23 protein-coding genes are annotated in these 25759 nt (G+C 42.4%); 13 read left to right on the plus strand and 10 right to left on the minus strand.

Annotation, left to right across the window (positions count from 1 at the left end):
• The first annotated feature begins 21 nt into the window (after window positions 1-21).
• From ADH81_RS08960 to ADH81_RS08995, 8 genes are all read left to right on the plus strand, one after another.
• On the plus strand, window positions 22-1038 hold the full coding sequence (locus ADH81_RS08960; protein ID WP_049528397.1) for an NAD(P)H-dependent glycerol-3-phosphate dehydrogenase: 1017 nt from the start codon (window positions 22-24) through the stop codon (window positions 1036-1038).
• Between the two features lie 21 nt (window positions 1039-1059).
• On the plus strand, window positions 1060-1959 hold the full coding sequence (gene galU / locus ADH81_RS08965; RefSeq protein ID WP_049528400.1) for a UTP--glucose-1-phosphate uridylyltransferase GalU: 900 nt from the start codon (window positions 1060-1062) through the stop codon (window positions 1957-1959).
• A gap of 148 nt (window positions 1960-2107) precedes the next feature.
• Window positions 2108-4654, plus strand: a complete 2547-nt coding sequence (pbp1b, locus tag ADH81_RS08970; protein ID WP_080979316.1) for a penicillin-binding protein PBP1B — start codon at window positions 2108-2110, stop codon at window positions 4652-4654.
• Window positions 4655-4741: 87 nt separating this feature from the next.
• Window positions 4742-5674, plus strand: a complete 933-nt coding sequence (locus ADH81_RS08975) for a DMT family transporter (protein ID WP_049528402.1) — start codon at window positions 4742-4744, stop codon at window positions 5672-5674.
• A gap of 63 nt (window positions 5675-5737) precedes the next feature.
• A complete protein-coding gene (gene dapD, locus ADH81_RS08980; RefSeq protein ID WP_049528404.1) occupies window positions 5738-6436 on the plus strand; it encodes a 2,3,4,5-tetrahydropyridine-2,6-dicarboxylate N-acetyltransferase in 699 nt (232 codons plus the stop codon).
• 61 nt (window positions 6437-6497) lie between these two features.
• Complete coding sequence (locus ADH81_RS08985) at window positions 6498-7628, plus strand: N-acetyldiaminopimelate deacetylase (RefSeq protein ID WP_049528405.1); 1131 nt, start codon at window positions 6498-6500, stop codon at window positions 7626-7628.
• Window positions 7629-7631: 3 nt separating this feature from the next.
• On the plus strand, window positions 7632-8171 hold the full coding sequence (locus ADH81_RS08990; RefSeq protein WP_049528406.1) for a 5-formyltetrahydrofolate cyclo-ligase: 540 nt from the start codon (window positions 7632-7634) through the stop codon (window positions 8169-8171).
• Window positions 8155-8829: a rhomboid family intramembrane serine protease gene (locus ADH81_RS08995; protein ID WP_049528409.1), complete on the plus strand. Its 675-nt coding sequence runs from the start codon at window positions 8155-8157 to the stop codon at window positions 8827-8829. Before ADH81_RS08990 ends, ADH81_RS08995 begins: the two co-directional genes overlap by 17 nt.
• Before the next feature lie 134 nt (window positions 8830-8963).
• Here ADH81_RS08995 and ADH81_RS09000 read toward each other — a convergent pair whose 3' ends face one another.
• From ADH81_RS09000 to ADH81_RS09045, 10 genes are all read right to left on the minus strand, one after another.
• A complete protein-coding gene (locus ADH81_RS09000) occupies window positions 8964-9797 on the minus strand; it encodes a MetQ/NlpA family ABC transporter substrate-binding protein (protein WP_049528411.1) in 834 nt (277 codons plus the stop codon).
• Between the two features lie 17 nt (window positions 9798-9814).
• Window positions 9815-10474: a methionine ABC transporter permease gene (locus tag ADH81_RS09005; protein ID WP_049528413.1), complete on the minus strand. Its 660-nt coding sequence runs from the start codon at window positions 10472-10474 to the stop codon at window positions 9815-9817.
• On the minus strand, window positions 10449-11483 hold the full coding sequence (locus ADH81_RS09010) for a methionine ABC transporter ATP-binding protein (RefSeq protein ID WP_049528415.1): 1035 nt from the start codon (window positions 11481-11483) through the stop codon (window positions 10449-10451). The genes ADH81_RS09005 and ADH81_RS09010 overlap by 26 nt, the downstream gene beginning before the upstream one ends.
• Complete coding sequence (locus ADH81_RS09015; protein ID WP_239682097.1) at window positions 11484-12668, minus strand: amidohydrolase; 1185 nt, start codon at window positions 12666-12668, stop codon at window positions 11484-11486.
• A gap of 185 nt (window positions 12669-12853) precedes the next feature.
• Entirely contained in the window at window positions 12854-13906 is a 1053-nt protein-coding gene (locus tag ADH81_RS09020; RefSeq protein ID WP_049528418.1) for an LLM class flavin-dependent oxidoreductase, read from the minus strand.
• A 269-nt stretch (window positions 13907-14175) separates the two neighbouring features.
• Window positions 14176-15555, minus strand: a complete 1380-nt coding sequence (locus ADH81_RS09025) for a glycoside hydrolase family 1 protein (protein ID WP_049528421.1) — start codon at window positions 15553-15555, stop codon at window positions 14176-14178.
• Window positions 15556-15779: 224 nt separating this feature from the next.
• Window positions 15780-17633 carry a proline--tRNA ligase gene (locus tag ADH81_RS09030; RefSeq protein WP_049528423.1) on the minus strand — a complete coding sequence of 618 codons (1854 nt, stop codon included), beginning with the start codon at window positions 17631-17633 and terminating at the stop codon, window positions 15780-15782.
• Between the two features lie 17 nt (window positions 17634-17650).
• Window positions 17651-18907: an RIP metalloprotease RseP gene (gene rseP, locus ADH81_RS09035; protein ID WP_049528426.1), complete on the minus strand. Its 1257-nt coding sequence runs from the start codon at window positions 18905-18907 to the stop codon at window positions 17651-17653.
• Window positions 18908-18928: 21 nt separating this feature from the next.
• Window positions 18929-19732 carry a phosphatidate cytidylyltransferase gene (locus tag ADH81_RS09040; protein ID WP_000613843.1) on the minus strand — a complete coding sequence of 268 codons (804 nt, stop codon included), beginning with the start codon at window positions 19730-19732 and terminating at the stop codon, window positions 18929-18931.
• An 8-nt stretch (window positions 19733-19740) separates the two neighbouring features.
• Window positions 19741-20493: an isoprenyl transferase gene (locus ADH81_RS09045; protein WP_049528428.1), complete on the minus strand. Its 753-nt coding sequence runs from the start codon at window positions 20491-20493 to the stop codon at window positions 19741-19743.
• A 215-nt stretch (window positions 20494-20708) separates the two neighbouring features.
• On the opposite strand from ADH81_RS09045, the gene ADH81_RS09050 reads away from it, so the two are divergent.
• The 5 genes from ADH81_RS09050 (at window position 20709) to ADH81_RS09070 (ending at window position 25744) form a co-directional block, all read left to right on the plus strand.
• Window positions 20709-21104, plus strand: a complete 396-nt coding sequence (locus ADH81_RS09050) for a helix-hairpin-helix domain-containing protein (RefSeq protein ID WP_049509840.1) — start codon at window positions 20709-20711, stop codon at window positions 21102-21104.
• 292 nt (window positions 21105-21396) lie between these two features.
• Window positions 21397-21984 (plus strand): flavin reductase family protein, encoded by a 588-nt coding sequence (locus ADH81_RS09055; RefSeq protein WP_049528432.1) that lies wholly within the window; start codon window positions 21397-21399, stop codon window positions 21982-21984.
• On the plus strand, window positions 21962-22522 hold the full coding sequence (locus ADH81_RS09060; RefSeq protein WP_049528434.1) for a GNAT family N-acetyltransferase: 561 nt from the start codon (window positions 21962-21964) through the stop codon (window positions 22520-22522). The genes ADH81_RS09055 and ADH81_RS09060 overlap by 23 nt, the downstream gene beginning before the upstream one ends.
• Complete coding sequence (locus tag ADH81_RS09065; RefSeq protein ID WP_049528436.1) at window positions 22522-23100, plus strand: AAA family ATPase; 579 nt, start codon at window positions 22522-22524, stop codon at window positions 23098-23100. The genes ADH81_RS09060 and ADH81_RS09065 overlap by 1 nt, the downstream gene beginning before the upstream one ends.
• The gene (locus ADH81_RS09070; protein WP_049528438.1) at window positions 23093-25744 is read left to right on the plus strand and encodes a valine--tRNA ligase; all 2652 of its coding nucleotides are present in this window, start codon (window positions 23093-23095) and stop codon (window positions 25742-25744) included. The genes ADH81_RS09065 and ADH81_RS09070 overlap by 8 nt, the downstream gene beginning before the upstream one ends.
• The last annotated feature ends 15 nt before the right edge of the window (window positions 25745-25759 follow it).

Below are 25759 nucleotides of genomic sequence, written 5' to 3' on the forward strand. Positions count from 1 at the left end.
CTTTCTCAGAAGGAGGAAAATATGGACAAACAAACCATCGCTGTTTTAGGGCCTGGTTCTTGGGGTACTGCCTTGTCACAAGTTCTAAATGACAACGGACACCAAGTGCGTATCTGGGGAAATATTCCTGATCAAATTGATGAAATTAATACACAACATACTAACAAACGCTATTTTAAGGATACTGTATTAGACGAAAAAATTGTGGCCTATCATGATTTGGCAGAAGCCTTGAAGGGTGTTGATGCTGTCTTGTTTGTGGTGCCAACCAAGGTGACCAGATTGGTAGCTCAACAAGTGGCTGCTGTTTTGGATCATAAAGTGGTGGTCATGCATGCTTCAAAAGGCCTCGAACCAAATAGTCACAAACGTCTTTCAACCATTCTTGAAGAAGAAATCCCTCAAGAGTTGCGTAGTGAAATTGTGGTTGTATCTGGTCCTAGTCACGCAGAAGAAACGATTGTACGCGATATTACCTTGATTACGGCTGCTTCTAAAGATTTACAGACTGCTCAATATGTTCAAAAACTCTTTAGCAACCACTACTTCCGTCTTTATACCAATACAGATGTGATTGGAGTGGAAACAGCTGGTGCTCTTAAAAACATCATCGCTGTTGGGGCAGGAGCCCTTCATGGACTTGGCTTTGGAGATAATGCCAAAGCTGCTATTATCACGCGCGGTCTGGCAGAAATTACCCGTCTGGGTGTTAAACTTGGAGCAAATCCATTAACATACAGTGGTCTTTCTGGAGTTGGGGATTTAATCGTTACAGGAACTTCTGTCCACTCACGTAACTGGCGTGCTGGAGATGCTCTTGGGCGTGGCGAAGCCTTGGCAGATATCGAAGCAAATATGGGAATGGTCATTGAAGGTATTTCAACAACCAAAGCTGCTTACGAATTAGCACAAGAGCTAGGAGTTTATATGCCTATCACCCAAGCCATCTACCAAGTTATTTATGAAAATGTTAATATTAAGGATGCCGTTTCTGAACTCATGAGCAATGAGTTCAAGGCAGAGAACGAGTGGTCTTAGTCACCGTTAGAAAGGAAGCTCATGAAGCAAAAAGTTAGAAAAGCCGTTATCCCTGCTGCAGGACTTGGAACTCGTTTCCTACCTGCTACTAAAGCTTTGGCCAAAGAAATGTTGCCAATCGTCGATAAACCAACCATCCAGTTTATCGTTGAAGAAGCTCTCAAGTCTGGAATTGAGGACATTCTTGTGGTAACTGGGAAGTCAAAACGCTCTATCGAAGACCATTTTGACTCAAACTTTGAACTAGAATACAACCTCAAGGAAAAAGGAAAAACCGACCTTTTGAAACTAGTTGACGAAACAACTGGTATGCGTCTTCACTTCATCCGTCAAACACACCCACGTGGACTCGGAGATGCCGTCTTACAAGCAAAGGCTTTCGTCGGAAATGAACCCTTTGTGGTCATGCTTGGAGATGATCTCATGGATATCACTAATGACAAAGCTGTGCCATTGACCAAGCAGCTCATGAATGATTATGAGAAGACTCATGCTTCTACTATCGCCGTAATGCCTGTCCCACACGAAGAAGTTTCTTCATACGGTGTTATCGCTCCTCAGGGAGAAGGAAATGACGGCCTTTACAGTGTTGAAACCTTCGTTGAAAAGCCAGCACCTGAAGACGCACCAAGTGATTTAGCTATTATCGGTCGTTACCTTCTCACACCAGAGATTTTTGGTATTCTTGAAAAGCAAACACCAGGAGCAGGAAATGAAATCCAGCTAACAGATGCTATCGATACTCTCAACAAAACCCAACGAGTATTTGCTCGTGAGTTTAAAGGTGCACGTTACGATGTCGGAGACAAGTTTGGGTTTATGAAGACTTCCATCGAATACGCCCTTAAACATCCACAAGTCAAAGACCACTTGAAGGACTACTTGATTGATCTTGGAAAAGAACTTTCAGGAGAAAAATAAACAATTTGTCAAACAGTCAGATTTAACTTAAATCTGGCTTTTTTGATGTCTAAATTTCGAACTCCAATCCCTATCCAAAGCCCTGTTCTAAGCCTAATTTCTTGCAAGAGATGCTTTTATGGTATAATAATAAAGAGTGAGGAATTCTATGAACAAACATGTAACAAGAATCAAACAAAAAGGACTGGCCTTACTTGGGTCTCTAAAATTAACAATTTCTAAAATGAATACAAAGAAAAAGAGTGGAAAAAATTCTAAGAAGAAGAAAAAGCAAACGCAAACACCATTCGATATCTGGACTTTATTTGCAAAAATTTTACTTGGAATAAAGGCAACTTTTAACACACTTTTCATCCTAGCTTTTATTGGCGGTCTCCTTGGAACAGGGGTTGCCTTGGGGTATGCTGTTTCTCTCTTTGATCAAGTTAGTGTCCCTCAAACGGAGGATTTGATCAAGCAGGTCAATAATATTTCATCCATCTCTGAAATCCGCTATGCAGATGGTTCCATGATTAGCGCTATCGAAAGCGATCTACTTCGCACATCTGTATCATCAGATGCCATTTCAGATAACCTCAAGCAAGCTATCGTTGCAACCGAGGATGAACACTTTGCAGAGCATAACGGTGTCGTTCCTAAAGCTGTCATTCGTGCCAGTCTAGGAAAATTCATCGGACTTGGTTCTTCCAGTGGAGGATCTACCCTAACACAACAGCTCATCAAACAACAAGTAGTTGGTGATGCTCCTACACTTGCCCGTAAAGCCAGTGAAATCGTGGATGCCTTGGCCTTGGAAAGAGCCATGAGCAAGGACGAAATCCTAACCACCTATCTCAACGTTGCTCCTTTTGGTCGTAACAATAAAGGTCAAAATATCGCAGGGGCTCAACAAGCTGCCAAAGGGATTTTTGGGGTGGATGCAAGCAAACTAACCATTCCTCAAGCAGCTTTCCTAGCAGGTTTACCACAAAGCCCTATCTCCTACTCACCTTACGAGTCTACTGGTGAGATGAAGAGCGAAGAAGATATTGAACTCGGTATTAAGCGCTCAAAAGATGTTCTCTACAATATGTATCGAACAGGAGCCCTCAGCCAGCAAGACTATGAAACCTACAAGGCTTATGACATTAAGCAAGATTTCTTGCCAGCAGAAAATGCTAGCGTTACCTCTAAAGGCTTCCTCTACTTCACTGCGCTCGACGAGGCTACCAAGATTATGTATGATTATCTGGTGCAAAAGGACAATGTTTCTGACCAAGAACTACAGAACGAATCGATCCGAAAATCTTATCGAGAATTGGCCGAAAAAGAAATCCAAAACGGTGGTTACCGTATTACAACTACCATCGATAAAACGATTCATACTGCTATGCAAAATGCCGTAACAAACTACGGATACCTTCTAAATGATAGCTCGGGTCAACCTGAAGTCGGGAATGTCTTGATGGACAATCAAACTGGGGCGATTTTAGGGTTTGTAGGTGGACGAGATTATCAGACCAATCAAAACAATCACGCCTTCGATACCAAACGTTCCCCTGCCTCCACTACCAAGCCACTATTGGCCTACGGTATTGCTATCGACCAAGGGCTTATGGGAAGTGCTAGCATCCTCTCTAACTATCCAACAAACTTCTCTAACGGAACTCCAATCATGCATGTCAACAGTCCTGGAACAGCCATGATAGACCTTAAAGAAGCTCTGAACTATTCTTGGAACATCCCAGCCTACTGGACCTACCGAATGCTCCGTGAAAAAGGGGTTGATGTCCGTTCTTACATGGAAAAAATGGGCTATGAAATCCCAGAATACGGCATTGAAAGTCTTCCTATGGGAGGAGGAATTGAAGTTACTGTAGCCCAGCATACCAATGGATACCAAACACTGGCTAACAATGGTACCTATCATAAGAAATACATGATCTCAAAAATTGAGAAAACGAGTGGCGAGGTTCTCTATGAACATCAGGCTAAACCTATCCAAGTTTACTCTAAAGCTACCGCAACCATTATGCAGAGTTTGCTAAGAGATGTACTTTCATCTCGAGTTACTACAAGCTTCCAAACGGATCTGACTTCTATCAATTCCAGTCTAGCAGGTGCTGACTGGATCGGAAAAACTGGTACAAGCAATGAAGAAGGAGATATGTGGCTCATGGTCTCTACTCCAAGATTAACTCTGGGAGGCTGGGTTGGACATGACGACAACAGTTCTCTAGCCCAGGGAGCTTACTACCGCAATGCAAAATATATGGCTCATCTGGTAAATGCCATTCAGCAAGCAGCCCCTTCTGCTTGGGGTTCAGAACGTTTCAAACTCGATTCAAGTGTCACTTCATCACAAGTCCTCAAATCAACTGGTCAAAAGCCAGGAAAGGTGACTATTAATGGAAAAGAAATTAATCTGAGCGGAGAAACGGTGACTAGCTACTGGGCAAACCAAGCTGGTGCTCCAACTACTAGCTACAAATTTGCTATTGGTGGAAGCGATTCTGACTACCAAAATGCTTGGAACACCATTTTAGGAAGTCTGCCTAAAGCATCTTCTTCCTCATCAAACAATAGCAATAGCAGTAACAGTAACAATAATAACAATAACAACAACAATAATAATCGTAATAATACTTCTAATAGTAACGGGAACAGTAATAGTAGCTCTAGTTCCAATAGCAGAAGTAGCAATCAACGGCGCTAACTAAACAGCACAATTATTGAGAGTGGGAAAGAAATGATTTTTCTCCACTCTCTTTTTTCTTTTTTCATTTCATGGTACAATAGCAACATGAATAAATATCAAAAGAATATTTTTAAGGGAACCATTTATTCTCTCCTATCTGGCTTGATCTGGGGGATCTGTGGAATCTTAGGAGAGTACTTTTTTTCACATTATCAAGTCTCTTCAGGGTGGATTACTTCTATGCGTCTACTCGTCGCTGGTAGTTTCGTAATCGTCTTATCTAGTATAAAACTCCGATCCAAACTTTTCGATATCTGGAGAAATCGAAACAATTATCTTCCTTTCCTTGCCTATGCTATCTTAGGGATCTTCTCCGTACAATTTTTCTTTTATCTCTGTGTGGAGTACTCCAACGCTACAACTGCAACCATCCTACAATTTATCAGTCCTGTCTTCATTCTTATCTACAACCGTATTATCTACAAGAAAAAAGCTTCTAAAAAAGCGATCTTCTATGTTCTGACTGCTATGCTTGGAGTCTTTTTGATGGCTACCAAAGGCGATTTGTCTAAGCTATCCATCACTCCACTTGCTTTACTGACAGGACTTCTCAGTGCCCTAGGTGTCATGTTCAATGTCATCTTACCCCAACGCTTTGCTAAAAAATATGGTTTTGTCCCAACTGTTGGCTGGGGAATGATTATCGCTGGACTTTTTAGTAATTTTCTCTACCCCGTTTATAAGATTAGCTTCCAGGTTGATGCCATCAGTATCTGTATTTGTTTGACTATTGCCTTTTTGGGAACTGCCTTTGCCTTCTTCCTATCGATGAAGGCTGTCTCTCTCGTTTCCCCATTGGTGGTGTCGGTCGTTAGCGCAAGCGAACCTTTATCATCTGCTATTCTAAGCGTCCTCTTTCTAGGTTTAGTCTTGGATGGGTATCTGCTACTGGCTATGATTTTGATTATCATTCCAATGATCTTTCTATCCATTGAAGAATCAAAAAACAAACTAAAAGAATCCTCTTTTAACACTTAAGGCTTCAAAATTGAAGCCTTTTTTGGTAGAATAGTAAGCATTACAAAGAGTGAGGAGACACCTATGACTGCTACAAAAATGAATGCACAAGAAATTATCCAATTTATCGCAAATGCTGAGAAAAAGACAAGTGTAAAAGTGACCTTTGAGGGGCAACTTGCTGGAACTATCCCTGCTTCTGTTATCAAGCTTGGAAATGTTCTCTTTGGAGACTGGAAAGATATCGCTCCACTTCTTGATGGACTAACAGAAAACAAGGACTATGTTGTTGAGCAAGATGCTCGTAACTCAGCTGTACCTCTCCTTGATAAACGTGATATTAATGCTCGTATCGAGCCAGGCGCTATCATCCGTGACCAGGTTGAGATTGGTGACAATGCTGTTATCATGATGGGAGCAGTTATCAATATCGGTGCTGAAATCGGTGCTGGTACTATGATTGATATGGGAGCTATTTTAGGCGGACGTGCTATTGTCGGTAAAAATAGTCACGTAGGTGCCGGTGCTGTTCTTGCAGGCGTTATCGAACCAGCCAGCGCTGAGCCTGTTCGTGTCGGCGACAATGTTCTCATCGGTGCTAACGCTGTGGTTATCGAAGGTGTTCAAATCGGCAGCGGTTCTGTTGTTGCAGCAGGAGCCATCGTCACTCAAGATGTTCCAGAAAATGTTGTGGTAGCAGGCGTTCCAGCTCGTGTTATCAAAGAAATCGATAGCCAAACCCAACAAAAAACAGCGCTAGAAGATGCGCTTCGCACCTTGTAATTAGTAACAGAGGCGGAAATGTTTCCAGCCTCTTTATCGTATCAGTAAAAGGAAAATAGATATGTTAGATTTGATTCAAACTCGACGCGATCTTCACCAAATTCCTGAGATTGGTTTAGAAGAATTCAAGACTCACGCTTATTTACTCAATGTTATTGAGAAATTAACAGCTGGTAAGGATTTTGTTCAGATTCGTACTTGGCGAACAGGCATTTTAGTTTACTTGCAGGGAAGTCAGCCAGAACGTACCATTGGTTGGCGGACAGACATTGACGGACTCCCAATTGTTGAACAAACAGGCCTTCCTTTTGCCTCTCAACATCCAGACCGCATGCATGCTTGTGGGCATGATTTTCACATGACTATTGCACTTGGAAGTCTCGAACGTGCTTTAGAAAAACAACCAAAAAACAACCTCCTCTTTCTCTTCCAACCTGCGGAAGAAAATGAGGCAGGCGGTATGCTCATGTATGAAGATGATGCCTTTGGTGACTGGTTGCCTGACCAATTCTATGGACTCCATGTTCGCCCCGACTTAAAAGTTGGACAAATTGCGACCAATACTCATACACTCTTTGCTGGAACATGTGAAGTTAAGATTCGCTTTAAGGGTAAAGGCGGACACGCTGCCTTTCCACATGAAGCCAACGACGCTCTGGTTGCAGCTAGCTATTTTGTGACCCAAGTTCAGTCGGTTGTCAGCCGTAATGTCGATCCTATCGAGGGAGCTGTCGTCACTTTCGGTGTTTTTCAAGCTGGTACAACCAATAATGTCATCGCTGATACAGCCTTCTTACATGGAACCATTCGAGCTCTTACACACAACATGAGCCTCTTGGTTCAAAAACGTGTCAAAGCTATCGCTGAAGGTGTAGCAGCTGCCTTTGATATGGATGTAGAGATCGAACTCAAGCAGGGAGGTTATTTGCCAGTCGAAAACAACCCTGAATTAGCCCGGAAGTTGATGACTTTCTTTGATGAAAAAGAGGGGATTGAACTAATCGATATCGAACCTGCCATGACAGGGGAAGACTTCGGTTACCTTCTCTCCAAGGTTCCTGGCGTCATGTTCTGGCTAGGTATTGATAGTCCCTACGCTCTTCACCATCCAAAGATGAGTCCTAAAGAAGAAGCTCTAGCTATCGGTGTTGAGGCTGTATCAAGCTTTTTAGCCAAGAAAGCTGCGGAGTAAACTATGAAAAAAACCATTCGCGAGCAGGTCTTGCAAGGACTTAAGTGTCTATCCAAGGAAGAAAAGCAGAGCATGAACGATTGGCTCACAGAGCAACTCCTGCAACATCCATTCTATAAGGAAGCAAAAACCATCGCTACTTACCTGTCTTTTCCCCATGAATTTCAAACAGCTAGACTAATCGAACAGGCTCAAAAAGATGGAAAGACTATTCTCATTCCCAAAACCTATCCACATGGGAAAATGGACTTGGTTCTATATGAACCAGAGAAGCTCGAAAGAAATTCTTTTGGACTTCTTGAACCACAGGGGGAAGCTATTGTCTTTGAGCCGTCTCAGATTGACTTGATCCATGTTCCTGGATTAGCTTTCAATCCTTCTGGCTATCGGGTTGGCTACGGAGGTGGCTATTACGACCGCTACTTGGAGCATTTCCCAGGCCATACCATTAGTACACTTTATCCATGCCAGATTCAGGATTTCCAACCTGATCCACACGATATTCCCGTTGAGGAGGTACTCATCTATGAAAGAGATTTTTGATCGTCGTTATCCCACCACGAGCTTCTTTCTCCTCGTGACAACCCTAGTTTTTATCATCATGTTTCTAACTAGCGGGTTCAATTACACAAGTGCAGCTACCCTGTATAAATTCGGAGCTGTTTATCCCCCAGCAATCAAGGCCATGCCTGAACAAATCTGGCGCCTATTCTCAGCAACCTTTATCCACATTGGCTTGGAGCACTTTTTAGTCAATATGCTATCCCTTTACTTCTTGGGACGTCAGATGGAGCAAATCTTTGGCTCCAAACAGTTTTTCTTTATCTACCTTCTATCAGGTATGATGGGAAATCTCTTTGTCCTCGTTTTTAGTCCCAATGCCATTACTGCTGGTGCTTCAACTGCCCTCTATGGTATGTTCGCTTCTATTGTCGTTCTCCGTTATGCCTCACGCAACCCCTATCTTCAACAGCTCGGTCAATCCTACCTCTCCCTCTTGGTCATCAACCTAGTAGGAAGTGTTTTAATGCCTGGGATCAGCCTTGCTGGACACGTAGGTGGAGCTGTCGGTGGCGCATTACTAGCTATTGTCTTCCCCGTTCGAGGTGAACGAAAGATATACAGTCCAAGCCAACGTGGTCTAGCAAGCCTAGCTTTCATTGTTTTATCAGCCTTGATGCTTTTTGCGGGCTTGTTATAAGCTAGTCTCATCTAGGGAGTATCTTTATTTTCAAACAAAGATTAATTCATTTCATATGGCAAAACACCTCATGAACTAGAAAACGCTCTAGTTCATGAGGTGTTTCTTATTACAGCGGTTCACTTTTTATGCTATTAATCATTGGGAACAAACCACAAGCCTTTATTATTTTTTTCTAAATAGTCTTTGAATTCTTTTGAATGGTAAGCATCTTTGATCGCCTTTGCCCAGTCACTATCTTTATTTTCCTCTTTAACGACCACTTGCAAAATCAAATGGTCCAAGATATCCTCTTGCAAGAGGGCTGTTGAAGCATCGATTCCTGCACTGTAGACGATACTTCCTGTTATAACTGCGTAATCAAAGTCATCCAAAGCTCTAGGGATATTGGCTGAATCCATTTCTGTAATTTCAAGTTGATAAGGATTTTCAACAATGTCATCTTTCGTCAATTTCGAAACAGATGCATTTGGATCCATTTTTAACCAACCTGCTTTTTCAAGCAACTTGTAAGCACGAGCTGTATTTGAAGCATCACTAGGAATGGCAATTTTAGCACCTTTTGAAATAGCTTTTAAATCTTTATGCTTAGATGAGAAGATACCAGCTGGAATTGTTGGAATCTTGCTAATAGCAACAAGATTCCCATTTTGTGTTTTGTTAAAATTTTCCATATAAGCAGTATGTTGTTCAACATTGACATCAATCTCGCCTTCATTTAGAGCTGTATCATTCTGTAGTAAGTCTGAAAATTCCACTACTTTAAATTGATACCCTTCTTTTTCTAAGATGGGAATAATCGCATCCTCAAACAATACTGTATAAGGTCCTGCTGCTTTTCCGTACTTAATAACTTTCTTATCAGAAGACTGTTCTTTTGTAGCTTCTTTACTTCCACCATTTGTTGAACATGCTACTAAAAACAGTAGCCCTACTAAAAATAGAATCACACTTGTTAGTTTTTTCATTGATTTTACCTTTCCTTCTATCTAAATTTGTGAGATAAATAATTTCCAATTGCTTGAATTAACTGTACAATCACAATCAATATCACGACCGTAGCAAACATCAGAGGGGTGTTAAAGCGTTGGTAACCGTAAGTTAAGGCCAAATCTCCAACTCCCCCACCTCCAATCGTACCTGCCATAGCAGTCGCTCCAAGCAAACCAATTGTTCCTGTTGTCAAAGCTAAAATAAGCGAGGCTTTTGCTTCTGGCAATAGAAAATACCAGATAATCTGTAATGTACTAGCTCCCATTGCCTGAGCTGCCTCCAATACACTAGATTTCACTTCCAATAAAGAAGCCTCTATTAAGCGAGCTAGGTAGGGTGCAATATACAAAACCAAGGGAACAATGGCTGCAGTCGTACCAATCCGAGTTCCCACAACAATTTTTGTTACTGGAGCTATAAACACCAATAGAATAACAAAAGGAACTGAACGGACGATATTGACAATACCATTGATGATCCAAAATACAACTAAATTTTCCTTTAGACCACCTTTTCTGCATAAAGTCATTGCTAATCCCAGAGGAATCGCTAGTAACATTCCAAAAAACAAGGACCAACCAATCATATAGATGGTCTGATTCGCTGATTCAACTAATTTATCACTACTAATTTGTAGCCAATCCTTCACCATATACAACCCTCTCTATTGAAACTTGATTTTTACGAACATAGTCCTCAACCTCTTTGAGTAAATTTTCTTCTCCCTCAATTTGGATAAACAAGATTCCTAAAACAGTTTCCCCTACTTCATTTACAGAAGCAGATAAAATCCGTGTTGAAACCTTATATTCCTTATTGATTCTTGATAGAAGATCCTGTTCTGAATTCTCACCTAAAAAAGTTAATCTATAGATAGGATATCGTTGATCAAGTCTTTTTAAAATACTTCGTGGAATATTGTGATTCACAATGGTATGAATAAAACTTCTTGTCAAGTCATTCTTTGGAGAAGTGAACAAATCTACAACACTACCTTGTTCTACGATTTCCCCATGTTCCATGACAGCCATTTTATTGCAAATTTCCTTTACAACTTCCATTTCATGAGTAATCAACAAGATCGTAATCCCAAAATTTTGATTGATTTTTTTTAATAATTTCAAGATAGACTGTGTTGTTTTGGGATCTAAAGCACTTGTCGCCTCATCACAGAGTAAAATCTCTGGATTTGTGGCTAAAGCCCTAGCGATACCTACACGTTGTTTTTGCCCTCCTGACAATTTATTTACTGGAACATCCTTTTTATCCTTTAAATCCACAAAATCAAGTAGTTCTTCTACTCTTTGAGCGATATCACTCTTATTCTTTCTTAACAAGACCAAAGGAAGTGCAATATTTTGAAATACAGTTCTTGTTTCTAATAAACTAAACTGTTGAAATACCATTCCAATTTTTTTCCGAAGTTGATTGAGTTCATTTTCTGTCAAATCTTTGATTAACTTACCTGCGACAATAACATCACCCTCATTCGGCTTCTCTAATCCATTTACCATTCTTAGCAATGTCGACTTCCCAGCACCTGAATAACCGATAATTCCAAAGATATCACCCTTTTCAATTTTTAGGGAGACTTTATCTAAGGCAGTAACCGTGTGCTGTTTAGTTTGAAACTGTTTCGTAACATCTCTTAATTCAATCATTTACTCCCCTTTCTCAACAAGTTTCTCTAAAGATTCTTTCCCAATTTTTGCTAGCAAGTTCGAAGTAGCAAGAAGAGCTGCTGGATCCACTTGAAACTCTGGATGGTGTAAAGGATAAGATTCACCTGTTCCTACCAGGATAAACATTCCTTTAATCTTTTCTTGATAGAAGGCAAAATCCTCTCCACCTAAACTATCTGCTGGTTTGACAACTTCCAATCCACTTTTTTGAGCAATTTCTGAGACAAGCTCAGCTAATGCCACATCATTCTTGGTTGCTGGAGGCCCTGCTATCCAATTGATCTCAGATTTCAAACGAAAGGCTTGTGCAATATTTTCTGTTAGTTCATAAATTCTCTTTTTGATAAATTGCCTATCCACTACATCTAAAGTTCTGACTGTCCCTTCAACAAAAGTATCTTCTGGTATCACATTCCAAGTTGCTCCAGCTTTTATATGAGTTACACTAATTAAGTTTGTTGAAAAAGGATTGACATTTCTACTGATGATTGACTGTAAAGCTGTCACTAATTGGGTTGTCCCAATGATGGGATCATTTCCCTGATCCGGGTGAGCTGCATGAGTACCCACTCCTCGTAGAGTGATTTGAAAACGGTCAACGGCTGCTGTAACACTACCTGCTTTAACAGCGACAGTTCCTACAGGCAAAGAGGGATTGGCATGTAAACCAAATATAGCATCGACATCATCCAAAACGCCCGTTTCCATCACATGAACAGCTCCAGAAAAAATCTCCTCGGCTGGTTGAAAGATAATTTTTATAGTACCTTTTAAGTCTTTTCTTAGCGCATGCAACTGGAGTGCAGCCCCATATACAGAAGTTAAATGAAAATCATGACCGCATGCATGCATCACATCTGAACGGAGGGAACGATAGGCTAGAGATGTTTTCTCCTGGATAGGAAGGGCATCAATATCTGTTCGGATGGCAATTGTTGGTCCACTCTCATCACCCCTAATGACTGCTACTAGTCCCGTTCTTAATGGTAAATCTAGAATCTCAATACCAGCATTTTCTAATAACTGTCGTACTCGTTTTGTTGTCTCGAATTCTTCAAATGACAATTCGGGATGACTATGAAACCATTTAAATTCTTCTTCTAAATGAGATTGACTGATACTCATTTTAATCTCCTCCATTTCATCCATTTGGATTGACACCATCTTACCACTCCATCTTGTGTTTTCCTAATATATATTGACTATCAATCCGATTAGATTTTTTTATATCAGCAAAAGAAAAAACTCCGAAAAGCTTGTTTTTATTAGCTTTCCAGAGTTTCTTTTATTTCTAGTTTTTTAAAGATCAGACGGGCATATAGATTTTTTATCAATTTGATTGGATTTTTTTATAACCCTTCTTTCATGGCAAAGTAAGCACGCACTTTTGGTACCACTTGCGTTCCAAAGAGTTCAATGGCTTTGAGAACTTGATCATGTGGCATAGAACCAAGTGGTAGGTGCAACATAAAGCGATCCAAGTCTAAATCCTCAATCATGCGGATCAACTTTTCTGCTACCTGGTCTGGGGTCCCCACAAACATAGCACCATTGGGCCCAACTTGCTCCAAATATTGCTCATAGGTCATCTCCTGCCAGTGTGGTCGGTCTTTGGAAATCGCATCTACCACTTGCTTGGTCGGATGGAAATAATCTTTCACTGCCTGCTCACCATCTTCAGCAATCCAGCCCCAAGAATGAGCGCCCACTTTCAGGTCTTTGTCAGCATGACCGGCTTCACTTCCAATCTCACGATAAGCTTGAATCAACTTTTTAAAATAGCGAGGATTGCCACCGATAATCGCATAGACAATCGGTAAACCAGCCTGAGCAATCTTCACTGTTGACTCTACATGACCACCTGTCGCCACCCACAATGGCAATTTGTCCTGAACAGGACGAGGATAAACTTCTTTTCCAGCAATACTTTGGGTCAATTCTCCACGCCAGTTCACCTTGGTGTTTTCATTTGCTAGCTGGAGCAGATCCAATTTTTCATCAAAGAGGGCTTCATAGTCTTTCAAGTCATATCCAAACAGTGGAAAGGACTCGGTGAATGAACCACGCCCAGCCATAATCTCTGCACGACCGTTTGAAAGGGCGTCGATGGTCGCATATTGTTGGAACAAACGGATGGGATCCATACTTGAGAGGATACTGACCGCACTGGTCAAACGAATCTTCTTGGTATTCACCGCACCAGCTGCAAGGACAATCTCTGGCGCTGATACCGCAAAGTCCTCCCGATGATGCTCCCCAATGCCGTACACATCCAATCCAACCTTGTCAGCCAGCTCAATTTCTGCTACCAACTGACGGATTCGTTCATCATGACTGTAAACTTGTCCTGGCCCCTCTAAGGCTGTTGTTTCGCCAAATGTTGAAATTCCTAGTTCTACCATACGGATTTCCCCGTTTAATTTTTAGTTATCTAGGTATTTTATCACTAGTCAATTATAGTTGCAACGAATTTACTCATTAGAAAAGGCCTTGATTAAGTAGACATTTTTAGTTCCTTGTGTGGCCATTTAAATTGGTGAGAGGTGAGGGTAAATCGTTGTAAGGACGATACCATCTATATCTCTTGTAACATTCTCTTCTATGATGGTGAGAGCTTGGTGATGATTCTATAAGAAAAAATGAGATGAAAATCATCTCACTCTTCTTATTCTTAAAATCCATTATTGTCACTGAGTTTTTTGAACCAGTGGCCTGATTTTTTCAGACGGCGTTCTTGCGTTTCAAGGTCAAGCTCGACTAAACCATAACGGTTTTTGTAGCTGTTGAGCCATGACCAGCAATCAATAAAGGTCCAGATCAAGTAGCCTTTACAGTTGGCACCGTCTTCGATAGCACGATGGAGCTCACGCAGGTGACCTTTGACAAAGTCAATACGGTAATCATCCTGAATCATGCCATTCTCCCGGAATTTATCCTCACCTTCAACGCCCATCCCATTCTCTGTCAGCATCCACTCAATATTACCGTAGTTTTCCTTGATGTTTTGGGCAATGTCATAAATCCCTTGCTCGTAGATTTCCCAACCGCGGTGTGGATTGATCTTACGACCTGGCATGACGTAAGGTTCATAGAAATGCTCTGGCAAGAGTGGGCTGTCAGGATGCTTAGCAAAACGCGGCGCCATGACACGCAAAGGTTGGTAGTAGTTGACTCCTAGGAAGTCAACCGTATGCTCGCGAATGAGTTTCAACTCTTCGGCTGTGTATTCTGGTAACAAGTCATGCTCAGCCAAAATTTCCACCAACTCTTCTGGATAAGCTCCTAAAACAGACGGATCTAGGAAAGATTGTGCCTGAAAGAGGTCGGCAATACGAGCAGCCTTGACATCGGCAGGATGCTGGCTACGTGGATAGGCTGGTGTCAAGTTGAGGACGATCCCAATCTTAGAGTCTGGTAAGATTTCATGACAAGCCTTAACTGCAAGAGTGCTGGCTAGCTGGGTATGATAGGCAACCTTAACTGCCGCTTTAGCATCTACCTTGTGAGGATAATGGGCATCATAAAAATAGCCAAACTCTACAGGAACGATTGGTTCATTGAAGGTAATCCACTGGTCAACCAAGTCTCCGTAGGTTTCAAAACAGAAACGAGCATAGTCTTCATAAGCCTTAATAGTTGCCTTATTTTCCCAACCATCCCCATCTTCTTGAAGGGCAAAAGGCAGGTCAAAGTGATAGAGATTGACTAAGAGGCGAATGCCCTTGGCCTTGATGGCTTCAAAGACCTGACGGTAGAAAGCCACACCTTGAGGGTTGACTTCCCCACGGCCCTGTGGGAAAATACGAGACCACTGGATAGAAGTTCGAAAGGCTGTGTGGCCAGTTTCTAACAAGAGTTCGATATCCTTTTCCCAGTTTTCATAGAAGGTCGACGTGTTGTCTGGTCCAATACCATTGTAGTAACGATTTGGCTCTACTTGAAACCAATAATCCCAGAGATTATCTCCCTTGCCATCACCAGGCACTCGTCCTTCTGTCTGCGGCCCAGAAGTTGAGGAACCCCAGACAAAATCCTTTGGAAATTTTAGCATAGCACTACCTCTTTTTACGCTTTTAATGTTTATACTCTTCGAAAATCAAATTCAAACCGCGTCAACTTCCATCTGCAACCTCAAAACGATGTTTTGAGCAACCTGCGGCTAGTTTCCTAGTTTGCTCTTTGATTTTCATTGAGTCTTACTTTCTCTCATTATACAGAAAAAACAAGGCAAAAACTAGTTACATTTTTGTCTTGTTTTTCTTCTGATTATAGATTTTATTTGTTGGTTAAGATTTCAAGAGTTTCAAGCAAGTTATCTGCATGAACTTCAATCGTATCTCCTGTCGCCTTGATCTTCACTTCTACGATACCGTCAGCTGCTTTCTTACCAACAGTGATACGAATTGGAAGACCAATCAAGTCGCTATCGCTGAATTTAACTCCGACACGTTCGTTACGGTCATCTGTCAAGACTTCGTAGCCTTTGTTGACCAAGGCTTCTTCGATACGATTAGTCAATTCAAGACTTGCTTCATCCTTGACATTAACTGGAATCAAGTGTACATCAAATGGTGCCAATTCTTTAGGGAAGTTGATTCCCCAAGCGTAACGGTATTCACCTTTTGGAGTTTTGTTAACAAAGAGGCGAGCGTGTTGCTCCATAACTGCTGAAAGGAGACGGCTGACACCGATACCGTAGCAGCCCATGATGATTGGCACGGCGCGACCATTTTCATCCAAGACATCTGCACCCATACTTGCTGAGTAACGAGTACCCAGTTTAAAGATGTGACCAATCTCGATACCACGCGCAAAGTTAAGAACACCTTGTCCGTCTGGAGAAATTTCTCCCTCACGAACTTCACGGATATCCACATACTCGGCAGTGAAGTCACGACCTGGGTTTACACCAGTCAAGTGGTAGCCATCTTCGTTGGCACCAACAACAGCATTGCGGCTATCTTGTACCTTGCGGTCTGCGATAATCTTGACATTTTCTGGAAGATCTACTGGGCCAAGTGAACCAAAGTCCGCTCCCAACAATTCTTTCACTTCTGCCTCAGTTGCAGGTTCCAAGAAATCTGCTCCAAGGTAGTTTTTCAATTTGACTTCATTGAGCTGGTCATTGCCGACAAGTAGTGCCACAACCGGCTCCTCATCTGCGATATAAACCAAGGTCTTGATTGTTTGCTCTTCAGAGACATTCAAGAAAGCGGCAACTTCATCAATCGATTTAACACCTGGTGTTTCCACGCGAGCCACTTCATCTTCAGTCACAACACGATTGCTTGGTTTGTACTCGTTGGTTGCCATTTCCAAGTTAGCTGCATAGCTTGATTCACTTGAGTAGGCAATGGTATCTTCACCAGAAACCATCCATTTCAGCAATTCTGCCTTGATTTCTTCTTGCACTTCTGAAGGAATTTCGTCAAATGATGCGACAGACTTATCTAAAACTACCCAACGGTCAAGGTCTGTACGAGCAGGTGTGATGGCCATAAACTCTTGGCTATCCTTACCACCCATGGCTCCACCATCACCGATGATGGCTTTGAAGTCCAAACCACTACGAGTGAAGATACGCTCATAGGCTGCCTTGTACTCATCATAAGTTACATCCAAGCTATCGTAGTTAGCGTGGAAGCTATAACCATCTTTCATGATGAACTCACGCGTACGAAGAAGTCCATTACGTGGACGTTTTTCATCACGATACTTAGGCTGGATTTGATACAAGTTCAAAGGTAATTGCTTGTAAGACTTGACAGAATCACGGACAATAGCTGTGAAGGTTTCTTCGTGAGTTGGACCCAAGATAAAGTCTGACTTCTCACGGTTTTTCAATTTGTACAAGTCCTCACCGTAAGTTTCATAACGACCAGATTCACGCCAAAGATCTGCACTAAGAAGGGCTGGAGCCAACATCTCAACAGCACCAATCTTGTCAAACTCTTGACGCATGATCTTCTTAGCTTTTTCGATAACACGGTTAGCAAGTGGTAGGTATGAGTAAACACCTGCTGATACTTGACGAACATAACCAGCACGCAACATAAGGGCGTGACTGATAACTTGAGCATCGCTTGGCATTTCGCGAAGCGTTGGGATAAGCATTTTACTTTGTTTCATAATGACTCCTCTATTTCTTAAAAGAAGGTACGCATGATGTCGTTCCATGTCACGGCGAGCATCAAAACGACCATAATGACAACTCCGACCAGAGTGACATAGGTTTCAATTTCTTGTTTTAGTGGTTTGCGGCGAATAGCCTCAATAATATTGAGCACGATTTTTCCACCATCGAGCGCAGGGATTGGAATCAGATTGAAAATTCCGATATTGATGGAAATCATAGCCAAGAAGTACAAGACATTTTCCAGTCCGTTCTTGGCAGCATCGCTACTTGCCTTAAAGATAGCAACAGGACCGCCTAGTTTATTCAAATCTGGTTGGAATATCAAGCTTTTCAAAGCATTGAGAATTCGCAAGGCTGAATCAGCTGCAGTTGTAAATCCACCCATAAACATAGACCAGATATCTGATTTGAGTCTCGGCTGGACACCCAAGATATAACGCCCTTGGCTTTCCTCAGGGGTCACACTCACTTGTTTTTCAGTGCCATTTTCAGAAACTGTCACATCCAAAACGGGCGCTGTTTTGTCCTTGGTTTCTGCATCAACCGCCTGGATCAAGTCTGACCAGTTTGAAATCTCATAACTTCCGACCTTAGTGATTTGGGCCGTATTTTCAACTCCAACCTTAGCCAAAGCGCTATCTGGAATAATACTGAAATTGTTCGTTTGCGTATCACGAACACCACCTTGCATGAAAATCAAAATCCAAAAGACGATAACTCCTAAGATAAAGTTATTCATAGGACCAGCAAAGTTGGTGATCAATTTGCCCCAGACAGTCGCATTTTGATATTGGACGTCTAGGGGAGCGATACGGACTTCCGTTCCATCAGCTTCCACAATGGTCGCATTATGATCAACTGAAAAAGTCTTCTCTTCTTCTAAGACCAAGCCTCTAATAAAGAGTTTATCCTCAAAATCAAACTGAGTAACCTGCATGGGTAAAGCAGTCTGGTCAACCTTTTTCCCAGAGAGATTGATACGCTTGACCTTACCATCCGCTGCCAATGTTAGACTTGCAGGGGTTCCAGTCTTAATCTCTGTCGTATCTTCACCCCAACCTGCCATACGAACGTAACCACCCAGTGGCAGGAGACGAATAGTATAAGCAGTCCCATCTTTTCCGATATGGGCAAAGATTTTGGGACCCATACCAATGGCAAACTCACGAACCAAAATCCCGGACTTCTTAGCAAAGTAAAAATGCCCGAACTCGTGAACTACCACGATAATCCCGAAAACTAGGATAAATGTTAGTAATCCTATCATTTAATTTCTATTTACCTTTCCTTAAAATAAGCCAAAGAGGTGCATAATCGGGAAAACAGCCAGCATGCAATCAAAACGATCCAGTACCCCACCATGACCTGGGATAAACTTGCCTGAATCTTTGACACCAAAGTGACGTTTCATAGCACTTTCGATCAAATCCCCCAACTGACCAGCTATACTAAAGAAAATAGCAAAAACCATCATTTTGTAAATCCCATAAGGTAAAGCAACGGTACTATCAACTAGCATAAAAATCAAAGTCACTAGCATAGCAGCCAAGATACCTCCCATGGCACCCTCTATGGTCTTGTTAGGGGAAACTCTCGGAGCTAGCTTTCTCTTACCAAACTTCATCCCTACTAGATAGGCGCCACTATCGGTTGCCCAGACCATACAAAGTCCCAAAAGCGCCTTATCCAAACCTGCAATACGAGCATCGACCAAAGCATTAAAGCCAAAGCCAACATAAAAACTCATGGCAATCGGAAAAACAGCATCCTCAATAGTATAATTCTTGCTAAAAACTGTTGCTCCTAGCAAAATGAGAATCACGACACTATAAGCAACAACGTTCCCATCCACGGGCAAAAACTTCAGGTAGTTTTCCAAAGGAATAGTCAGAAAAAAGGTTGCTAGTAAAGTCAAGAGCCCTTCAGGCGTCATGGTATTTAACCCCTTCATACGAAGCAACTCATGTACTCCCAACATAGCTACAATCCCCATGGCAATCTGGAGCCATAAGCCGCCAATCGCCAAGATTGGGATAAAGATAGCCAAGGCCAAGATAGCAAAAAGGGTTCTCTTTTGTAAATCCTGTATCATAATATCTCCTAAACTCCTCCAAAACGACGGTTGCGACGATTGTACTCGATGATAGCTTCTTTCAAGGCTTCCTCATCAAAGTCAGGCCACAAGACATCCGTGAAATAGAGCTCGCTATAAGCAGCCTGCCATGGCAAGAAATTACTCAAACGAAGTTCACCACTGGTCCGAATAATCAAATCAGGATCCCGCAAAACTTTTGGCAAATGACCCGTAAAGAGGTATTCCCCAATCAATTCCTCTGTGATATCACCATGATTAATCTTAGCATCTAAAACATCCTGTGCAATCAACTTGACCGCTTGTGTAATCTCAGCTCGTCCACCATAATTAAGGGCAAAATTGAGAATCAAGCCTGTATTTAACTTGGTCAACTCCTCTGCCTTTTTCAAGGCATCAAAAGTCTGCTTCGGCAAACGATCAGTCTCCCCAATCATTTGAATCTTCATGTTCTTCTGATGCAATTCAGGAACAAACTTATCATAGAATTCAACTGGCAGGTTCATGATAAATTTGACTTCCTGATCTGGACGTGTCCAGTTTTCAGTTGAAAAGGCATAGACTGTCAAGGCTTTGACACCCATATCACTAGCAGCAATAGCTACCTTTCTCAAAGCATCCATCCCAGCCTTATGGCCAAAGACTCGTGGCTGCATCCGTTTTTTAGCCCAACGGCCATTCCCATCCATGATCACACCGATGTGGTCTGGCACCATTGTCGGGGTTTCTGTTGCTTTATCTTTTTTTAAAAATCCAAACATGATTGTATTCCTATTCAAAAATCTATCGTTTCATTATACCATATTTTTCACTTTTCTTCTATTATTGCCTATCATTCTACGGCGAAATTTCCCATATATCTCCTATATTTCCAGTATATCAAGCCTTGCAATTCCTAAAGAAAGTTGATACAATAAAACCATAGAGATTCGATCCTTGTTCAGCCACAGGGATTTTTTATTGAAAGGATTTTATCATGTCAAAGACACTCCAACGTAAAAAACAATTAAGAAACAGCCTTCGTCGCTCAGGTGCATTTTCAAACACTGTAAACAAGGTTGTCGAAGAAACAAAAAAAGTTGTGAAACACGCTGAAAAAGCAGCAAGTGATGCAGGTAAAGCTGTCTCTAAAAAGGTTGAAAAAACTGTAGAAGCAACTAAAGAACAAGCACAAAAAGTTGCTACTTCTGTAGAAGATTTCGCAGCCAACCTAGGTGGACTTTCAGTAGATCGCGCTAAAACTTTCTACGATGAAGGTATCAAGTCTGCTGCTGACTTCAAAAACTGGACAGAAAAAGAACTCCTTGCTTTGAAAGGAATCGGGCCAGCTACTATCAAGAAATTAAAAGAAAACGGCATTAAGTTCAAGTAATCTTTCTTGTTCCTTGCTTTTCCGTCAAAAACTTGTTAAAATAAAGCCATTAGAGGTGTTTTGAGTCCCACATTTTACAGAAAGTGGCGGTGCTGAGAAGTCCACAAATGTGTCAAAACTGGTTGCTAATGGATGAAATTTAAAAATGAAATATAAATGTCTTTTTGTTTAAAAGACGAGAGATGCGGGCATCTGCCCGAAATTGGGTGGTACCGCGGATTAACACATTCGTCCCTGTCAGATTAATGACAGGGGCGATTTTTATTTTGCACCCCTAGCAAAGGAGGTTGTCATGAAACAATCTTTTAACACCAGTAAGCTCTACTATGGTTTTCCAATTTTCATCTTGGGATATCAGGACCAGAACTTTGGGCACAATATCACGACCTGCAGTTCCTCCTATAGCTTGGGAGATTGGCTCGTCATCGGTGTTGGTGCTGAGGAAAATGCAGCAGACCAGATTAAGCATTATCAGAAATTCACTGTGAACATCCCTGACGAAAACCTCATGCTTGAGATGGAGCAGGCTGGCTTTATCAGTCATCGGGAGAAATTGAAACACCTGGGGCTTGACTATGAGATTTCTGAACGAACTCAGGCACCGATTTTAGAGGCTTGTCCAGTTGTTTTGGATTGCCAGGTAGATCGGATTATCGAGGAAGATGGCATCTGCCATATCTTCGCCAAGATTCTCGAGCGACTAGCTGATCCAGAGCTCTTGGATGACAAGGGACATTTTAAAAATGACCGTTTTGCGCCGACTTACTTTATGGGGGACGGCCACCAGCGCGTTTATCGTTATCTAGATGACCGAGTCGATTCCATGGGAAGCTTTATTAAGAAAGCGAGGCAGAAGAATGACAAGAGCAGCATTACCTGAACGAACCGAAACGGAGCGACTGGTATTGCGAGCCCGAACAGTGGCGGATGTAGAGGATATCTTTGACTATGCCAGTCGTCCAGAAGTCTCTTACCCAGCAGGTTTTCCACCTGTCAAGACCTTGGAAGATGAGATTTATTACCTAGAACATATCCTTCCCGAGCGCAATCAAAAGGATAATCTCCCAGCAGGCTATGGAATTGTGATTAAAGGGACCGATACAATCATTGGTTCTGTCGATTTCCCCCATCGCCACGAAGATGATGTGCTAGAGATTGGCTATGCCTTGCACCCAGACTATTGGGGCCGCGGTTATGTTCCTGAAGCGGCGCGTGCCTTGATTGACCTAGCTTTTAATGAATTGGGTCTTCACAAGATTGAATTGTCTTGCTTTGGTTACAACCTTCAAAGTCAACGTGTCGCTGAGAAGCTTGGTTTCACCCTCGAAGCTCGCATAAGAGACCGCAAAGATGCCCAAGGCAATCGCTGTGATGATTTGAGATACGGATTGCTGAAGAGTGAGTGGGAGGCGGATTGATGCATGTTTTCATCATTGGAGCTCCAGCCTCAGGGAAAATGACCATTGGTCAGGAACTTTCAAAACTCACCGGTGCGACTCTCTTTTTCAACCATCAACCAATAGATTTCGCACTCGAAATCTATCAGGATTTTACGGAAGAAATGTGGGAATTTGTTCGTAGCGTTAACTTTTCTTTTCTTGGAATAAGCGCCAGGCATCATCGGTCGGTGATTTTAACAGGCGTAACTGATTTTTCAAATCAATACCATCTGATGTATTTGAAGGACATTCAAGATTTGTTAAATGAGTATCATCAAGAGATTCTTTTTGTTGAATTGGAAACAAGCCTTGAAGAGCGCTTACGTCGAAATCGGACGGAGAATCGGTTAAAGTATAAACCCTTGAAACGGTATTTTGAGGTATCTGAAAGAGAGATTTTAGAGACTGATAAAACGAATCAACTTAATTCTCAAAAGCAACCGAGTGCTCTTCACCACTACCTGAAAATTGATAATACGAATCTGTCTGCAGAAGAAGTCGCAAAGCAGATTCAAGAAAAAATGAAAACAATAGAGAAAGGACACACACATGTCTAAAGAACTTTCACCTAAATACAATCCAGCCGAGGTTGAGGCTGGTCGTTACCAAAAATGGCTTGACGAAGATGTTTTCAAGCCTTCAGGCGATAAAAAGGCTAAGCCTTATTCTATCGTTATTCCACCACCAAACGTAACTGGTAAACTCCACCTTGGTCACGCTTGGGATACAACTTTGCAAGATATTATCATCCGTCAAAAACGTATGCAAGGTTTTGATACACTTTGGCTTCCAGGGATGGACCACGCTGGGATTGCGACTCAAGCTAAGGTTGAGGAGCGCTTGCGTGGTGAGGGCATTAGCCGTTATGACCTCGGTCGTGAAAAATTCCTTGACAAGGTCTGGGAATGGAAAGACGAATATGCCACTACCATCAAGGAACAATGGGGCAAGATGGGGCTCTCTGTAGACTACTCTCGTGAGCGTTTCACTCTTGACGAAGGCTTGTCAAAAGCTGTCCGCAAGGTCTTTGTGGACCTTTACAAGAAAGGCTGGATCTACCGTGGTGAGTTTATCATCAACTGGGACCCAGCTGCTCGCACAGCTCTATCTGATATTGAGGTTATCCATAAAGACGTTGAAGGTGCCTTCTATCACATGAACTACATGCTGGAAGACGGCTCACGCGCCCTTGAAGTTGCGACAACACGTCCTGAGACTATGTTTGGGGACGTAGCCGTTGCGGTCAATCCAGAAGACCCACGCTACAAGGACTTGATCGGTAAAAACGTCGTCCTTCCAATCGCTAATAAATTGATCCCAATCGTTGGAGATGAGCACGCGGATCCTGAATTTGGTACAGGTGTCGTGAAAATCACGCCTGCCCACGATCCAAACGACTTCTTGGTTGGTCAACGTCATAACTTGCCACAAGTTAATGTCATGAACGACGACGGAACTATGAACGACTTGGCCTTCGAATTTGCAGGCATGGACCGTTTTGAAGCTCGTAAGGCAGTCGTTGCTAAGTTGGAAGAAATCGGTGCCCTCGTTAAAATCGAAAAACGTGTCCACAGTGTTGGTCACTCAGAGCGTACAGGTGTTGTAGTTGAGCCACGCTTGTCTACGCAATGGTTCGTTAAGATGGACCAATTGGCTAAGAATGCCATTGCCAACCAAGATACAGACGACAAGGTAGAATTCTACCCACCTCGTTTCAACGATACCTTCCTTCAATGGATGGAAAATGTCCATGACTGGGTCATCTCACGTCAGCTCTGGTGGGGTCACCAAATCCCTGCTTGGTACAATGCTAAGGGTGAAATGTATGTCGGCGAAGAAGCTCCAGAAGGTGACGGATGGACTCAAGACGAAGACGTCTTGGATACATGGTTCAGCTCTGCCCTTTGGCCATTCTCTACCATGGGTTGGCCTGATGTCGACTCAGAAGACTTCAAACGTTACTTCCCAACTTCAACCTTGGTAACAGGTTACGACATCATCTTCTTCTGGGTGTCTCGTATGATCTTCCAATCATTGGAATTCACAGGACGTCAACCATTTAAGAATGTCCTTATCCACGGTCTCATTCGTGACGAGCAAGGACGTAAGATGTCTAAATCTCTCGGTAACGGGATTGACCCAATGGATGTTATCGAGAAATACGGTGCCGATGCCCTTCGTTGGTTCCTTTCAAACGGTTCTGCACCAGGTCAAGACGTGCGCTTTTCTTACGAGAAAATGGATGCTTCATGGAACTTCATTAACAAGATCTGGAACATCTCTCGCTACATCCTCATGAACAATGAAGGTTTGACCCTTGAGCAAGCAACTGCCAATGTCGAAAAAGTGGTCAACAAGGAAGCTGGAAATGTCACAGATCGCTGGATTCTCCACAACCTCAATGAAACAATCGGAAAAGCAACTGCTAACTTTGACAAGTTTGAGTTTGGTGTCGCTGGACATATCCTCTACAACTTCATCTGGGACGAGTTTGCGGACTGGTACGTTGAGTTGACCAAGGAAGTCCTTTATAGCGATAACGAAGAAGAGAAAGTCATCACACGTTCTGTACTCCTTTATACTTTGGACAAGATCCTTCGTCTCCTTCACCCAATCATGCCATTTGTGACAGAGGAAATCTTTGGACAAATCTCAGAAGGTTCTATCGTCACAGCAGAATACCCAACTGTCAATCCAGCCTTTGAAGATCTCGCGGCTCACACTGGTGTGGAAAGTCTCAAAGACTTGATCCGTGCTGTTCGTAATGCGCGTGCGGAAGTAAACGTAGCTCCAAGCAAGCCGATCACCATCCTTGTTAAGACAAGCGATAGCGACTTAGAAGCCTTCTTTAACAGCAATGACAACTACATCAAACGCTTCACAAATCCAGAACACCTGGAAATCGCTTCAAACATTCCTGCACCTGAACTCGCCATGTCAAGCGTCATCACAGGAGCGGAAATCTACTTGCCACTGGCAGACCTCCTCAATGTCGAAGAAGAACTGGCTCGTCTCGACAAGGAACTGGCTAAATGGCAAAAAGAACTGGATATGGTCGGTAAGAAGCTCTCTAACGAACGCTTCGTAGCCAATGCCAAACCAGAAGTCGTCCAAAAAGAGCGCGACAAACAAGCCGACTACCAAGCCAAATACGACGCGACCGTAGCACGTATTGATGAGATGAAGAAGTTGGTGAAATAAACACAGAAACACGGC

It is taken from the genome of Streptococcus pseudopneumoniae (genome assembly GCF_001072925.1).
Lineage (GTDB): Bacteria > Bacillota > Bacilli > Lactobacillales > Streptococcaceae > Streptococcus > Streptococcus pseudopneumoniae_Q.